Raw genomic sequence first — 16,039 nt, 5'->3', positions numbered from 1 at the left:
CCTCCGTTTATTTTGTGCTTGTGCTATTGGCTAATGCGTTGATTTTACGATCTCTGATGGTTGTCTGGATCAGTACTGCACTGTTTAGTTTTGCAGGGTATTTCGTTGTAATCGTTGCTTTGCTCAATGTATCAAGACTCGCCAGCATACTTTTTGCTGTGGGTTGATTTACATCGTAATAACGCTTAATCCAAGTTTTTGCTGTTTTCAATGCATGCTTGAATTTAGCTTGATCTTGACGATATATTGCGAGTTCTGCTTGTAACAGTTGTGTTTTTAAATTTTCAGTTAAATACCAAGCTGCTTGTGGTGATAACAGGGCGTCAACTGAATTATCTTGGCGACGGATAGTGATAAAGTTATCGCTGAAAGATTGCCATGACTTGGTGAGATTCGCTTTCCAGTCTGAACTATTACTTGATAATGTACTGTCTGTTTTCACGATATCAGGACGAGTAAGGCCTGCTAATACGAGATTATCCACTTGTTCTGCTTGAATCGCGAGTTTCAGTGCTAACCCATCATGATCAATACGCGGTAATTTAGTCAGTGTGGCAATATCTTGTTCAATCACTTTGCGTAATGGTAATAAGCTCGGATCATTTAATTGTGTTAAACGACGACTGGCAGATGATAATAAGGCTAAGCTGGTATCAATATCTTGTTCTAGGGCTATTTTACGACCTGCGATACGAATTAAGTATTCAGCTTCTGCGAGCATCCATTCATTAGGATTACGCATTTTAAGGTTCGCGACCGCCAGTTGTACGGTTTCGAGTTGTGCCGCGGTTAGCTTTTCACTGTCTTGGATCTGGCTAAGCTGTTGCGTCGTTTTCTTTAATTGGCTGGCTACAGTTTCTTTGTCTTCGCTTAGTTGCTGACGTAATGATTGTTGTATGTCTTTTTGATCTTGCAACTGTGCTTGTAGTTTTGTTAACACTTGTTGCTGCAGTTGGCTGTGCTGATGGCTATGATAATAGAGACCTGCGCTAAGGCCTAGCGTTAACAGGATCGCCACCGCACCAGTGACAATACCCGCTTTACTTGCAGGCTTACCTTCCGTTGTAATCGTGTCTGATGAATCAACAATGCCTTTGTTGGTTGTTTTAGTATTGGCATTTTGACTGTTTTTTTTCTTGTCGGTCATTTAGCTTATTCCTATCTGCATATCCAATTGCTTAACAGCATTAAATAATGAATTATTTGATGCACCACTAGCAATGGTGACGTGTTCTATTCCTAACGCATGAGCAAGTGCTGCTATTCGTTGGCTAGGAACAATAAAGTGTAAGTTTAGCACCCAAGGTAACGCTGTGTAGGGTATCGTTTTTATTAGGTTACCCAGAATTTCACCGCTAGTGATAATAACACTATTAATGGCGAATTGTTGCCACTTATTAATCAACAACTCAGGTTCGTAGTAGGGGGAAGTACGTTGATAAACTTCACAATATGTCACGTTAGCCGAGCGTTTTATTAGATCTTCTGCCATCGTCTCTCGACCCCCATTACCGCGTAGAATAACAATGTTTTTATGTTCTACGGCCGTATTAGTAAGTAGTTTTAACACCCCTTCGCTATCATGTGTTTGGGGTATTTTGGCGTGATTTATACCGTGTTTTTTCCAGCGTAGTGCTGTTGTTGGACCTACGGCTATGTAATTGATATGCTGTGGCCACGTTTTATTTTCTTGTATTAAACTGCTATTAGCATAATTTACAGCATTATCGCTTATGGCAATAATATAGTCATCAGGCTGTAATTTTTCCAGTAATGAACTGACTTTATTAAATTGCTGTCCTGCGGATATGTCGATAAACGGACAACATAAGGCAGCCCCATTAGCTGCCTCAATTTGACGAGCGAGTTGCTCGCCTTTAACGCGTGGGCGAGTGATTAGCGCCCTGATTTTCATGCGTCAGCGTTATTATAAACAGTCGCTAAAATTTCTTTTGCACCTTGTGCCAGTAATTTATCTGCAAGTGTTAGTCCCAGCTGGCGTGCATCTTTACGGTCACCACGGATTTCTGCACGAATTACTTCAGTGCCGTCAGGTTTTCCAACCAGTCCACGTAGCCATAATTCATCACCGTCGATTAGCGCGTAACTACCTATTGGTACCTGACAACCACCTTCAAGCGCCAAGTTCATTGCGCGTTCGGCAAGCACGCGATCACTGGTTAGCGCATCATTTAATGGTGCTAATAATGCTTTTACACGTTCATCAGTAGTGCGACATTCAATGCCTACAGCACCTTGTCCTACTGCTGGTAGGCTTTGCTCTGGTTCAATGTAGCTGGCAATACGGTATTCCATATCCAGACGTTTTAATCCAGCTGCCGCTAAAATTATTGCATCATAATTTTTATTATCGAGCTTATTTAAACGTGTATTTACGTTGCCACGTAAGTCCATAATTTTTAGATCTGGACGCGCTTCACTCAACTGGCATTGACGGCGTAAACTACATGTACCAACGATTGCACCTGGTGGTAGTTCTTCAATTTGACGGTAAGTATTTGAAACAAATGCATCACGTGGGTCTTCACGTTCACAAATAACTTCTAAGCCTAAACCTTCTGGAAATGCAACTGGCACATCTTTCATGGAATGCACGGCGATATCGGCGCGATCTTCAAGCATTGCTATTTCTAGCTCTTTTACAAAAAGACCTTTACCACCCACTTTTGCTAAAGGCGTATCTAAAATGATGTCACCCTTGGTTACCATTGGGATTAATTCAACGGTAAGGTTTTGATGAATCGCTTCTAGACGTGCTTTTACATATTCAGCTTGCCACATTGCTAATGGGCTTTTACGGGTTGCAATTCTTAGAGTTTCAGTAGCCATTTTATTTCCAAATTTAACTAGATTAGCTAAATATTAACAGATTTAATCCGTTAATGGTTGATCTAAGATGAGGTTATTTGTAAATAATACTCCTTATTTAAGCATGCGATAACGTACATAATTGGGTCTAAACAGTACGTTATTCAGAGGGCGTAGGTGTGATAGTTAAGTAAGGGAGAGGTTAAGATAATGATTTATATTGTGGGTTATTAGGCTGCAGCGTGTACTACTGCAGCTTAATAAATTAATGACGATCAACTAGTCGAAATTAAGGCAGAATGCGTTATGACTTTTTTTGATGTATTGCTTCCTTTATATCAATCATCTGGGACTTTAAGCTGATGGATTTCCACAGGTAGAAAGACGCAGGTAATACTAATAGTGTCAGAATGATCGCTGATGCCATGCCTCCAATCATAGGTGCGGCGATGCGTTGCATTACCTGTGAACCCGTACCGTCACCATACATAATTGGGATTAAGCCGATGATCACGGTTGCCACTGTCATCATAATTGGACGGACACGTAAGCCTGCGCCATCCATCACTGCTTGCTGTAATTTGGCTTTAGTGAAGTTACCCGCAGCTTGTGCGCTTGCTAACGATTGGTTTAAATAAACGAGCATGATCACGCCGATTTCGACAGAGACACCAGCTAGGGCGATAAAACCAACCCCTACGGCGATTGAGAAATTGTAGTCGAGTAAATATAATAACCAGATACCACCAATCATGGCTAATGGGAGTGTACCGAGGATCAGTAATACTTCACCCACACGTCTAAAGGCGAGATACAGTAATAACACGATAATCGCGAGCGTTGCTGGGATCACCACGGATAGAGTCTCTTTGGCACGCTGCATATATTCGTATTGTCCCGACCAGGTAATTGAATACCCTGCGGGTAATACTAATTGCTCGGCTACAGCTTGCTGGGCATCGACTACATAAGAGCCGAGATCTCGGGCTTCAATGTCCACATAAATCCAACCATTAGGGCGGGCATTCTCGGTTTTGATCATAGGTGCACCGTCTTCGACGTAGATGTTTGCGACATCACTTAAGGCGATTCTTGCACCTAATGGTGTTATCAGTGGTAATAATTTCATTTGCTCAATACTGTCTCGATAAGATTGAGGGTAACGAATATTTACCGGGTAACGCTCTAATCCTTCAATGGTTTGAGTGACGTTAACCCCGCCTACTGCTGTGGATATGACTTCTTGTACATCCGCAATATTCAGCCCATAGCGTGCCGCTTTTTCACGCTCGATATCAATTTTCACATAACGTCCGCCAACAACACGTTCAGCATAAGCGGATGCGGTACCGGGTACGTTAAGTAAGATTTTTTCTATCTGTTTACCAATTTTTTCAATCTCAGCAAGTTTTTCACCCGCGATCTTGATACCAATCGGCGTTTTGATGCCTGTGGCTAACATATCAATACGGGTTTTGATTGGCATTACCCAAGCGTTGGTTAAGCCCGGAAATTGGACTAATTTATCAAGTTCCTGACGTATACTCTCAGAGGTAACCCCTTCTCGCCATTCGGCTTTCGGTTTTAAAGTGATGAACGTTTCAATCATGGTTAATGGTGCTGCATCGGTGGCGGTTTCGGCGCGACCTGCTTTACCCCATACGCGTTCTACTTCGGGCACAGTTTTGATTAACTTATTGGTTTGCTGTAATAACTCTCTGGCTTTACCTATGCTGATGCCTGGGTAAGTGGTTGGCATATACATGAGATCCCCTTCATCAAGCGGTGGAATAAATTCACTACCGATCTTATTTACAGGATAAAAGCCGACAGCGATAAGGCCAATAACGATACAAAGTAGCAGTACTGGCGCTTTGAGAGAGAATGCCAATGCCGGACGGTATAATGCGATTAAACCACGGTTGATTGGGTTTTTATGTTCAGGTAAAACCCTACCGCGAATAAAGTAGCCCATTAAAATCGGTACTAAAGTAACTGCTAGTCCAGCTGATGCCGCCATCGCATAAGTTTTAGTAAAGGCGAGCGGGGCAAACATTTTACCTTCTTGGCCTTCCAGTACGAACACGGGGACAAAGCTGAAAGTAATAATCAGTAACGAAAAGAATAATGCCGGACCGACTTCTGCAGCCGCTTTACTGATGATCTGCCAACGGTTTTTATCCGTTAACGGGGTTTTCTCAATATGTTTATGGACGTTTTCGACCATCACAATTGCCCCATCGACCATCGCGCCAATGGCTATCGCGATCCCACCTAGGGACATGATATTGGCATTGATGCCTTGCCATGACATTACGATGAAGGCAACGAGAATACCGATGGGTAAACTGACTAATACGACTAATGAGCTGCGAATATGGAATAGGAATAATGCGCAAACTACAATAACGACAAGAAATTCTTCCAATAATTTCAGGTAAAGGTTTTCGACCGCATTGTCGATTAATGTTGAACGATCATAGGTAGGAACAATTTCAACACCTTCCGGTAACGAGGCTTGTAATGTTTGTAGTTTGTCTTTGACTGCGGCAATAACGTCACGGGCATTTTCGCTGTAGCGCATGACAATAATACCACCAACCACTTCGCCTTCACCGTTTAGTTCGGAAACGCCACGACGCATTTGTGGACCCAGTACAATATCAGCGACATCACCGAGTAATAAAGGTGTGCCAGTATTACTGAGTTTTAAGGGGATGTTTTTCAAGTCATCGATTGAGCTGATATAACCATTTGCACGCACCATGTATTCGGCTTCCGCCATCTCGATGACGCTGGCTCCCGCTTCCTGATTACCGCGTTTAATCGCATTCGTGATTAATGATAATGGGATCTGGTAACTGCGCAGCTTATCAGGGTTCACACTGATCTGATATTGCTTAACCATACCCCCGACAGTCGCGACTTCCGATACTCCGGGTACGGTCTGTAATTCATATTTTAAAAACCAATCTTGAATACTGCGAAGTTGGCTTAGATCGTGATTACCACTGGTATCGGTTAGTGCGTACGAATATACCCAACCCACACCCGTTGCATCAGGCCCCAGTGCTGGTTTTGCAGTGCTGGGTAGATTCGGAGTCACTTGCGATAAATATTCTAAAACACGCGAGCGAGCCCAGTACATGTCAGTACCATCATCAAAGATAATGTAAACATAAGAGTCACCAAAGAAAGAGTAACCGCGCACTGTTTTGGCGCCAGGCACCGATAACATCACCGTCGTCAGTGGGTAGGTGACTTGATCTTCAACAACTTGTGGTGCTTGCCCTGGATAACTGGTTTTAATGATAACCTGTACATCAGAGAGATCTGGGATGGCATCAATCGGGGTATTTTTGATCACAAAACTACCGTAGATAAGGACGATCAAAGTAGCCAGTAATACCATGACACGATTGTGTATCGACCATTCAATTATTTTTTTGATCATTACAGCTCTCCTGCGTCATCAAAGTCTAACCAAGCTAAATCATCTTTACCTTGAACTGCGGGTGTGGTTGTTTTTGACATCGCCTTATTGTCCATGCTGTCCATATTCATCGAGCTATGATCCATATCCGCCATTGCACTGTGATCTATTGCTATACTGTTCTTGTTACTTGTTGTTGGCGGACCAATACGGCTGAAATCTGCGGTTAAGCTTGATTCTGAGTCCAACAAGAATTGCGCACTAGTAACCACGTTATCGCCATCTTTAAGCCCGGCTAAAACCTCAACATAACCTGCAGACTCTCTGCCTAAAGTGATTTTGATTGATTGATATTGGCCGTTACCTTTTGCTAGTACGATACGGTCCAAGGTACCTGAGCGGATGATAGCTTCACGTGGCACCTGGATTGCTTTGGTCTGCTGTTGGCTGCTAAGCGTTAACGTTGCAAACATGTTTGGTTTTAATTGCTCATCAGGATTGGCTATTTTTATTCTGACTTTCAGCGTGCGGGTTGCTGCATTTAATTCCGGGTATATATAATCAACTTCACCTAACCAGGTTTTTCCAGGGAAACTATCTACTTGCATTTTAGCCTTGTCACCAACTTGTACTTGACCTGCTTGAGATTCAAAAATTTCGGCTTGTAACCATATTTCTGTTAATAGTCCCGCTTCTATTATCTGCGCTGAAGGCGTGATATAAGCGCCTTCACGGATCGCAAGTTTGGTTATATAACCGGATTCTGGGGCTGATATAGTGACATTTTGGATCACTTTTTTAGCACGCGTGAGCTGCTTAATCTGTGTTTGGTTAATGCCTAATGCGGATAAACGATGTTTTGCTGATGTGATGAGGGTTTTATTGCCGATACGGAGTGTGTTGAGTAACTCTTCTTGTGCTTTAATTAGCTCTGGAGAATATAAGGTTAATAGTGGTTGTCCTTTTGTGACGTACTCACCTGTATTATTGATGTAGAGTTTATCTATCCAACCAGACACACGACTATTAATTTGCCATAACGAATCTTGATTAAACTCCAACATGCCTACGGTATTAATTTGCGTAATGAAAGGGCGACGTTGTGCCATTTGTGTTCGTACGCCTAAATTATTTTCTACACGTGATGAAATTGTCACTAAGCCTGCATCGTTTTCCGTTGAGGCATCTTTGTATACTGGGATTAAATCCATTCCCATCGGTGATTGGCCCGGTTTATCGCGGCGGTAATTGGCATCCATCGGTGCAACCCAGTACAGCGGCTCTTGGGCTGCGGTGTTTTGCGTTGCTGTTGTTTGTGATTTTTTAGCATAAATGGGGACTAAATCCATCCCCATCGGTGATTTACCGGGGTTATCGCGGCGGTAATTAGCATCCATTGGGGCTACCCAATACAGGATCTCTGGTTCTGCGCTAGTTGTATTCGTTGTTGCTTGTGTACTAAACCAAGTACCTGCAGCAAGACCCAATGCTAATGTAATTGAGCTGGTAAGTAATGTTTTCATATCGGCCTCTATAATGCTTGAAAATAACGAATGCGAGCTAAGGTTTTTAAATTTTGAAAGTGCAATTGCTGATATTCAAGCGTGAGTGCTTGTTCATCCATTAATGCTTTGATGACTTGTTCAAAATCATTGGTATTGGCTTGATAACCTTGTATTGCGGCATCACTATTGGCTTTAGCTTGCACTAGAAGGGTGTCTTGGTAGCGCTGCATTCTGGCTTGGGTATTACTGAAATTAGCGATAGCACCATTTAATATGCCATTGAATTTAATCAGTAATAGATCTTTTTCTGCTTGCTTAATCCCCCTACCTTGAGCGGCCGCTATAACTACTTGATCTTGGCGGTTACTCGTGAATAGAGGAATGTTCATTGTGATGGAACCACTGATTAAATCACTACGGCTGGATCCGGACGCCATATCTAGCGCTTCACGATGACCGTAACCAATATCAACTTTAAAGGCTGGTTTATAGGATTCATTAGCGGTGGCTATATTATTTTGAGCTACGTCAATGGCTTGTTGCGCGGCTAATACCTGTGGGTGATCAGCCAGTAACCGATAGTGTTTTAGATTCGCTTGCTGTGCATATTCAAGGCTTTGCGGCCACGTTGGTAGCTGAGAATCAAATTCATCAAACGCTTGAGGCCCAATCCAAGAGACGAGTTGCCCGCGCAGCGCTTGCTCTTGCTGCGCAAATGCGGCAATTTTGTCATCAAACTTGGCGAGTTCTAATTCTGCTTTAATCAAATCTTGGTTTTGACGATAACCTAGCTCAAATTGACGGTAGAGGTTGGTAACATGCTGGCTAAATAATTGCTTATTTTTAGCGAGAATGGTTTGGGCTATTTTGGCAAAGCTAATATCAAACCATAATTCTCGGATCTGTAGTTTTAGTTCTAATTGGCGATTTTCTGCGAATTGTATGCTCTGTTGTGTTTGTAGTGAGAACCCTTTCGCTGTTAACTCCAGGGTATCACCCGCTGAAAACTGTTGTGATAAACCAAGACTAAATTGGGTCATTGGATCATCGGATAATGAGAAATTATCAACAGGCACATTGGATAAACCGAATTTAATCATAGGGTCTGCAAGCTGAGATTGGCTAATGCCTTGTGCTTTTAAACGTGCTTGTTGGGCACTGTATAAGATTGCTGAAGGATCGCGTTGTAGGGCAGTGTCTTCTGCAATCGCGAGCGTTAATTGTTGAGCATTGGCATTTATAGTCAGTAATGCGAATAGCCCCAAATAAATTTTTGATAGCATTATACTTCCTTAATTGATTGATTTTTAAATGTTATTAAAATCAGCTAATCAAAGGAGGTCGATAGAGGCTATCTTGGTGTTGTTTTAGAGGTAGGGTTAATTCGTAACGTAGTGAGTTACTTTGTTTATGGGGGTTTAAGAGCGGCTTATTATTATAATTAATAAATGATGATACGCAGGTCGTATTACAGTCGCTGCAATCATCGTCATTATATTGATTTTTTGAATGTTGAAGCTGTGGATTATCATGCTGCATTTTACTCATACTGCTTTGAGAGTTGCATGGCATGTCTGGCATATCACAAGAAATATTGGCTGGCATCGTACGCATGCTCATAGCCTGAAGCGGTAATGAGAATGTGTTTATTAATATTAATAAAATCAACAACACTATACGCATGAAAAAGACACATCAAAAAGGTAAATAATGAATATGGCAGAGAGCATAATCTTTACCTTAAGGGGAAGGTCAAGTATTGAGATAATTATATTAGCAGGTAAATTTTAGGTATAAAAAAACCTCGATAAACGAGGTTTTTTTATTTGTTCTTGTAAGAAAGTGGTGGGCTGTGAAGGATTTGAACCTTCGACCAATTGATTAAAAGTCAACTGCTCTACCAACTGAGCTAACAGCCCCCGTATTCTTTCTTTTTATAGTTTATGTCTTATGACATAACACCACAATAGTGGTGGGTCCTACTGGGCTTGAACCAGTGACCCTCGCCTTGTAAGGGCGATGCTCTCCCAACTGAGCTAAGGACCCACATTATTTTTTAGCGATAGTTGTGTCTATCGTTTAAACTGGTTGCGGGAGCAGGATTTGAACCTACGACCTTCGGGTTATGAGCCCGACGAGCTACCAAACTGCTCCATCCCGCGACAATGCTGTTGTTCACTGTTTATCTAATAGATAGAACAGTAAGAAAGTGGTGGGCTGTGAAGGATTTGAACCTTCGACCAATTGATTAAAAGTCAACTGCTCTACCAACTGAGCTAACAGCCCCCGTATTCTTTCTTTTTATAGTTTATGTCTTATGACATAACACCACAATAGTGGTGGGTCCTACTGGGCTTGAACCAGTGACCCTCGCCTTGTAAGGGCGATGCTCTCCCAACTGAGCTAAGGACCCACATTATTTTTTAGCGATAGTTGTGTCTATCGTTTAAACTGGTTGCGGGAGCAGGATTTGAACCTACGACCTTCGGGTTATGAGCCCGACGAGCTACCAAACTGCTCCATCCCGCGACAATACTGTGTTATAAAGAAAGTGGTGGGCTGTGAAGGATTTGAACCTTCGACCAATTGATTAAAAGTCAACTGCTCTACCAACTGAGCTAACAGCCCCCGAATTCTTTCTTCATAGTAAATCCCGTTACTTATCTTATAAAAGATATACCAGATTTAATATATGGTGGGTCCTACTGGGCTTGAACCAGTGACCCTCGCCTTGTAAGGGCGATGCTCTCCCAACTGAGCTAAGGACCCCATACTTTCGATTAATGTTGGAAACGTTGTTTTGAAGCAGCGCCCCTAATCGAGGAGGCAGATATTATCCAGTTCTAAATGTTTATGCAACCCTTAATTTGATTATTTTATTTAAACTGCTTGAGGGCGATCTTTTTTACTGCGCTTTGTCTACAAAGTGTGCGCAAATGGTTTGTTTACAGCTAGTTTTTTAATAGTAATAAACAAATTAACGAAAGGCGACTGCGATACGAATATTCGGTCACCTTAATTCCAACATTAATAATGTGACTATTTTGGCGCTATAAGTTTACCATTATCTAGAAAACTGTTAGCATCATCACACTTCTATGCCTGCTGTTATGGCTAAATTTCATTGTAAAAAATCAATAAAATTTAAGCATGGTTTCTCTCATTTAAGGTTTTATTTTGCAGAGTAAAATTGTTGAACTGAAACATAAAGCTAAGTTGTTTAATCAACTTAGACTTGATCGCGCCTTATCCATTATGGATGATAACGGGCGTGAAGTGACAGCTATCCTACCTCTTTTACTGCATTTTAATCACCCAAATCTACCTGTTTATCTTGATGAACCCGTACCTCAGGGAATCTGTTTATTTATCCCCGATGAACAACAACAAGATTATTTAACCTCATTAAATGTAGCACTAGATGATGATAAATGTGCCACTTGTTCTCCTATATATAGCTTATATGCAATGGGGAGCACGGGCTCTATTGGTCAAAATTGGCGTAGTGATTTAGATATTTGGGTATGTCATGATCCGGCTATGAGTAATGAGGATACTCAGTTTCTAGAGCAAAAATGTACATTGATAACGGCGTGGGCAGAAACCTTTAATGTTGAAGTTAACTTTTTCTTGATTGCTGAAGATAAATTTAGAAAAGTGAATAATGCGGTAATGACGAAAGAGAGTTGTGGCAGTGCCCAACATTTCTTATTACTGGATGAATTTTATCGTAGTGCCTTACGGATCGCGGGTAAGCCTAGTTTATGGCATATTTTACCGGTTGAATTTGATAATAATTATGATGATTATGTTGATCAGCTGGTTGCCGACGGGGTCCTTGACCGTAACGAGTGGGTTGATTTAGGTGGTTTTCCTTGTATCCCTGCCGAAGAATACTTTGGTTCTGCGTTGTGGCAATTATATAAAGGTATCGACTCTCCTTATAAGGCGGTATTGAAAACCTTATTAATGGAAGCTTATTCGGCTGAATATCCAAATAACCGTTTATTATCGCAGATAATGAAAGAAAATTTTCAGTTGGCGTCTTCACAACAGCTGGAACTGTCGCACGATACCTATTACCAGATCTTAATGAAAGTAACCGCTTATCTCGAAAAAATAGGTGATACTGCGCGTGTAGATTTACTACGTCGCTGTTTTTATTTAAAAATGTTTAGCGGTAATTGCGCTAATGAGAAAAATGCCCGTCCAGAATGGCACCGTACCTCTGTCGCTGAAGTCATTAGTGAGTGGAATTGGCATCCTGACCGTATTGCTCATCTCGATAATCGTGATAACTGGAAGATCGAACAAGTTCAGGAAGCGCATCCTGAATTGCTTGATGCGATGATGAAGGGTTATCGTAATCTGATTGGTTTCGCCCGTCGTAATAATATTAGTGAATCGATTAATCCTGCGGATATTGGTATTTTATCTCGTAAATTATATGCTGCGTTCGAATCGCTACCCGGTAAAGTGACTTTTATTAATCCACAGATCTCGCCTGATTTGTCTGAGCAACAATTAAGTTTCGTGCAAGTACCCGACGGTCGTTTTAATAATTCGGGTTGGTATTTATATAACTCTTCGTTAGAGCCGATGCAGATTGTTGGTCGTAAGCCTTTAGAACATAACGGCTATCTGAGTAAATTGGTGGCTTGGAGCTATTTTAATGGATTAATGACCGATAACACTCAGGTCGAAATTTTCAATCAAGACTCAGATATGAACAGAGATGTATTGAATTCATTCTGTAAAGATCTTAAAAACAAATTCCCAATTCAAGCAAAACCGGCCTCAAATCAGGCTTTGAGTCGTCCTTGTGAGATCCGTGATTTATCTATTTTTCTAAACTTAGAGCACGATCCGACTAATCACTGGGGTGGTCGAATTATTGAGTTTGATACTAATACCAGCGATGTATTCTCATTTGGTGACTGTAAAGCCTGTTTAGTGGGTAGTATTGATCTGATTTATCGTAATTCTTGGAATGAAGTGCGTACATTGCACTTTTCTGGTCAAGAACGTATTGTTGATGCATTAACCACGATCATGGGCAAGATGCATCAAGATGCGACAGAACCCGATTCCATTAAAATATTTTGCTATAGCTTACATTTTCGTGGCTTGATTCGTCATAGCTTCGAACGTTTGGTGCGAGATTGTATTAGTACCCGATTACAGCGCGATAAAGATCAGATTGTTAAAATGCTGACTATTAGTGACGACCGCTTTGGTATTTATTTTGAGCGTCGTGGTGTGTCTATTCGTAAACTTGAAACATCACTCGATCTGTATAACCATATCTCTGAGCGTAAGCTAGAACAAATGCCACTACGAATTGATAAAACTACCACGGCAGAAGGCACGCCTTTAGCTGTGGAATCTCATTCGTCAGAAGGTTTAGTACAGTTCTTTTTTGAAAACTATAAAAATGGTTTTAACGTTTATATTGTCGATGAAGCCAATCGCGTGGAAACTTACCAACATCTTAGTGGTAATAAAGATGAATTAATCAAAGGTGTTCATCGCTTTTATACTAATTCACAAGAAGAATCACGTAACGAAGGTACATTTGCCAATTTCAATTTACCGCAATTTTACGATATCGTTCGTTCAGAAAATAAAGAATTAGAAGTAATTCCTTACGTATCCTCTAAATAATTCTATTTTTTTATAAATAATCCTCATTTTTTAGTCCATTTATCGAAAACGGCAAATTTTATTTTTTTATTTGTTTTTTGTATGTAAGATATTGACCATTCACTGTGTGAGAATATGCATGTCAATTATCGTGGGCATAATCGTTTCTGTCTATGTGATACACGTTGTGGTGTTTTTAAGTTATTGATTTTATATTTCTTATTTTTCAGTGTGACTTGGATCTCCTATTTTTTTTCAAAAAAACACAATTTCTGTATTGCGGCGGTATTGGATTACTTTATAGTAGGTATTCGAAAGGACGCAGTAAGAAGTTGGTAAGGATTACCGACTTGATAACGGATTATCGAAATAGGATTTACCACAGGATGTGGTCGCAAGGAAAAGTCTTCAGGATGAAGATGCGATGGACACTCAAAGGATTTGAGTTAAAGGACACCTCTAGGATGGAGATGAAATAAATCGGAATGATTTATTGTACCAGGATGGTAATAACAAAAACCCGATGGATTGGGAGTTAAACCTAAAGGAAATTAGGTCAGTCAATTTGCAGGGAGCAAAATTAGTTCAAGGACAGAGCTACATGACTACTTTAAGGACGGCATTTATGCCGTCCTTTTCTTTATATACCGTTTTTTTTACGTCTCTTTCCTTTACTAGGCAATACGCTTGCTTTGCTTGTTTATTATACAATAACTTCCCTTTGTTGCTTATTTAATACCACGGCCAATTAAAGCCCCTTATTAGCGCTCTATTTACAGTAGGTAAGTATTTTACCGCGCATTAATTATATTCATATTTGTATCGCTATGGTTCAATTACGCAGCTTAAAATCGCAATTTAAACGACCTGTTTTTATTTGGGATTGACCCTGTAATAGTGCTAGATCTGATTGGTATATTGATAGTAACCTGATGTTAATTCGAACAAGAGAACAAGATGATGAAGACTATCGATAACACATTTATTGAAGAAGATTTTGCTGATCAAGACTTAGAGTCGATGATCTTTACTCGCTGTTATTTTTATCGCTGTGATTTCAATCATGCGCAATTAAGTGATGCCGAGTTTATTGATTGTCAGTTTATCGAACGCGGTGATATTACAGGTTGCCGATTTGATTATGCTGACTTAAAAGGCGCGAGTTTTAAAAACTGCGATTTAAGTATGACTAAATTTACTGGCGCAGAATGTTTTGGTATTGAGTTTCGTAGTTGTAATTTGAAAGGGGCTGATTTTAGTCGTGCTAGCTTTGCCAATTATATTACGGCTAAAACCTTCTTTTGTTCTGCTTATATAACCCAGTGTAACTTGAGCTACGCCAATCTTGTCGATCAACGTATCGAAAAATGCGACTTATATGAAAATCGCTGGACAGGCTGCAACTTACTGGGCGCTTCTTTACAAGGGTCTGATTTGAGTCGAGGTGAATTTTCGGCAGACATGTGGTCGCAGTTTAATTTACAGCACTGTAATTTAAGCCACGTTGATTTAACGGGTTTAGATCCGAGACGGGTTAATTTACATGGTACACGTATTTGTAGTTGGCAGCAGGAACAGCTATTAGCACCATTTGGATTAATAATTATTGGTGATTAATCAATGAATACGATCAAGATCACAAATTTACTGCTGCTAAGTTAGCGGTAGTAGGTACTATTATTGCGTTATATTGATGGGCTGTTTTTATCCTGTAAGAGATCGACTATTCGTGTTGATAGATAAAGTACTTTTATTAAGGTGTGATCCTAGGTATCCATTGTATATATTTCTTTTTGCTTGATTGTTAAATCCTACTCTCACGGCTTGTATAGCTATTCGCGCTAAATAATTAGTGTTTAAGCACTAATTAAATTTGTTTTTTATCGCTATTTATTGTTTTTAGGTTTGCTATATTTGTTTCCAGAGACGCAGGAAGTTCATCAGGATGATGACTTGGCACTCTACATGAAACTGCAAGGATGTGGTGGATTACAAGGATAGCACTCATGGATTTAGAGTGAATAAAGGACACCTCCAGGATGGAGATGAGAAGCAGGTTAGGATGACTTGTTAGGCTAGGATTGCCAAAGGAACAACTCAAAGGATTGGGGAAAAGTAAATCACCTAATGGATTAGGTAAATGTCTAAGTGCAGGGAGCACAATCAGTTCAAGGATATGAGCTATTACGACAACGTAAAAGGGCTGCACTAGTTATTAGTGCAGCCCTTTTCTTTGTCTAAAATTTAGGTTTTATATAAATAAGACCTATCACTTCACGTTAGAAATTAACATTTTCACCGCCTTGATTCTTAACGGCTTCGGTTAATACCAGTGATAATTCTTGTTGGGTGCGGTTATCAATCCATGCATCATTGATAAATGCAAAATGATGGCCATTCGCTTTTGTTGCTACCCATAACTGGTGTAATGGCGCTTGTTTATTCAAGATGATTTGCGAACCATCACGACAATATAGAGTCAAAATACTGTTGCTGTTTTCATAATCGAGTTCAACATCACTGTCATCAATGATTTCTTCAAAGCTTATTAATAGTTCATCAACCTGTTGGTGAAATTCTGAATCAGTCATTTTTTATTAATCCTATTGCTTTTAATTTTGTCGGTGCG

The 16,039-nt window shown here is 40.5% G+C and carries 9 protein-coding genes and 8 tRNA genes; 2 read left to right on the top strand and 15 right to left on the bottom strand.

Annotation, left to right across the window (positions count from 1 at the left end; translation table 11 throughout):
- Window positions 1–7: 7 nt before the first annotated feature.
- The 14 genes from HWV01_RS21980 to HWV01_RS21915 form a co-directional block, all read right to left on the bottom strand.
- Window positions 8–1,147: a uroporphyrinogen-III C-methyltransferase gene (locus HWV01_RS21980; protein ID WP_211673492.1), complete on the bottom strand. Its 1,140-nt coding sequence runs from the start codon at window positions 1,145–1,147 to the stop codon at window positions 8–10.
- Window positions 1,148–1,915, bottom strand: a complete 768-nt coding sequence (locus HWV01_RS21975; protein WP_211673491.1) for a uroporphyrinogen-III synthase — start codon at window positions 1,913–1,915, stop codon at window positions 1,148–1,150.
- Window positions 1,912–2,850, bottom strand: coding sequence for a hydroxymethylbilane synthase (hemC, locus tag HWV01_RS21970; protein ID WP_211673490.1), 939 nt, complete (start codon window positions 2,848–2,850; stop codon window positions 1,912–1,914). The genes HWV01_RS21975 and hemC overlap by 4 nt, the downstream gene beginning before the upstream one ends.
- Window positions 2,851–3,133: 283 nt before the next feature.
- Window positions 3,134–6,283 carry an efflux RND transporter permease subunit gene (locus HWV01_RS21965; protein ID WP_211673489.1) on the bottom strand — a complete coding sequence of 1,050 codons (3,150 nt, stop codon included), beginning with the start codon at window positions 6,281–6,283 and terminating at the stop codon, window positions 3,134–3,136.
- Window positions 6,283–7,785 (bottom strand): efflux RND transporter periplasmic adaptor subunit, encoded by a 1,503-nt coding sequence (locus HWV01_RS21960; protein ID WP_211673488.1) that lies wholly within the window; start codon window positions 7,783–7,785, stop codon window positions 6,283–6,285. Before HWV01_RS21960 ends, HWV01_RS21965 begins: the two co-directional genes overlap by 1 nt.
- Before the next feature lie 8 nt (window positions 7,786–7,793).
- Complete coding sequence (locus tag HWV01_RS21955; RefSeq protein WP_211673487.1) at window positions 7,794–9,050, bottom strand: TolC family protein; 1,257 nt, start codon at window positions 9,048–9,050, stop codon at window positions 7,794–7,796.
- Between the two features lie 560 nt (window positions 9,051–9,610).
- Window positions 9,611–9,686, bottom strand: a tRNA-Lys gene (locus tag HWV01_RS21950).
- Between the two features lie 51 nt (window positions 9,687–9,737).
- A tRNA-Val gene (locus HWV01_RS21945) sits at window positions 9,738–9,813 on the bottom strand.
- A gap of 39 nt (window positions 9,814–9,852) precedes the next feature.
- A tRNA-Met gene (locus HWV01_RS21940) sits at window positions 9,853–9,929 on the bottom strand.
- A gap of 48 nt (window positions 9,930–9,977) precedes the next feature.
- A tRNA-Lys gene (locus tag HWV01_RS21935) sits at window positions 9,978–10,053 on the bottom strand.
- Between the two features lie 51 nt (window positions 10,054–10,104).
- A tRNA-Val gene (locus HWV01_RS21930) sits at window positions 10,105–10,180 on the bottom strand.
- Window positions 10,181–10,219: 39 nt separating this feature from the next.
- Window positions 10,220–10,296, bottom strand: a tRNA-Met gene (locus HWV01_RS21925).
- A gap of 23 nt (window positions 10,297–10,319) precedes the next feature.
- A tRNA-Lys gene (locus tag HWV01_RS21920) sits at window positions 10,320–10,395 on the bottom strand.
- Between the two features lie 65 nt (window positions 10,396–10,460).
- Window positions 10,461–10,536: transfer RNA gene (locus HWV01_RS21915), tRNA-Val, on the bottom strand.
- A 408-nt stretch (window positions 10,537–10,944) separates the two neighbouring features.
- Here HWV01_RS21915 and HWV01_RS21910 point away from each other — a divergent pair.
- Together HWV01_RS21910 and HWV01_RS21905 are read left to right on the top strand one after the other, a co-directional pair.
- Complete coding sequence (locus HWV01_RS21910) at window positions 10,945–13,431, top strand: class I adenylate cyclase (protein WP_211673486.1); 2,487 nt, start codon at window positions 10,945–10,947, stop codon at window positions 13,429–13,431.
- A gap of 939 nt (window positions 13,432–14,370) precedes the next feature.
- Window positions 14,371–15,027, top strand: coding sequence for a Qnr family pentapeptide repeat protein (locus tag HWV01_RS21905; protein ID WP_211675941.1), 657 nt, complete (start codon window positions 14,371–14,373; stop codon window positions 15,025–15,027).
- Window positions 15,028–15,689: 662 nt separating this feature from the next.
- Here HWV01_RS21905 and cyaY read toward each other — a convergent pair.
- On the bottom strand, window positions 15,690–16,001 hold the full coding sequence (cyaY, locus tag HWV01_RS21900; RefSeq protein WP_211673485.1) for an iron donor protein CyaY: 312 nt from the start codon (window positions 15,999–16,001) through the stop codon (window positions 15,690–15,692).
- Window positions 16,002–16,039: the final 38 nt, after the last annotated feature.

The sequence above is a fragment of the Moritella sp. 5 genome (genome assembly GCF_018219455.1).
Lineage (GTDB): Bacteria > Pseudomonadota > Gammaproteobacteria > Enterobacterales > Moritellaceae > Moritella.
Note: the sequence above shows the minus strand (reverse complement) of the source record. Positions and strands in the feature narration are given on the sequence as shown.

Coding starts and splice junctions, on each gene's coding strand:
- HWV01_RS21980 (WP_211673492.1), bottom strand. CDS start 1,147: ATGACCGACAAGAAAAAAAACAGTCAAAATGCCAATACTAAAACAACC.
- HWV01_RS21975 (WP_211673491.1), bottom strand. CDS start 1,915: ATGAAAATCAGGGCGCTAATCACTCGCCCACGCGTTAAAGGCGAGCAA.
- HWV01_RS21960 (WP_211673488.1), bottom strand. CDS start 7,785: ATGAAAACATTACTTACCAGCTCAATTACATTAGCATTGGGTCTTGCT.
- hemC (WP_211673490.1), bottom strand. CDS start 2,850: ATGGCTACTGAAACTCTAAGAATTGCAACCCGTAAAAGCCCATTAGCA.
- HWV01_RS21955 (WP_211673487.1), bottom strand. CDS start 9,050: ATGCTATCAAAAATTTATTTGGGGCTATTCGCATTACTGACTATAAAT.
- HWV01_RS21905 (WP_211675941.1), top strand. CDS start 14,371: ATGAAGACTATCGATAACACATTTATTGAAGAAGATTTTGCTGATCAA.
- HWV01_RS21965 (WP_211673489.1), bottom strand. CDS start 6,283: ATGATCAAAAAAATAATTGAATGGTCGATACACAATCGTGTCATGGTA.
- cyaY (WP_211673485.1), bottom strand. CDS start 16,001: ATGACTGATTCAGAATTTCACCAACAGGTTGATGAACTATTAATAAGC.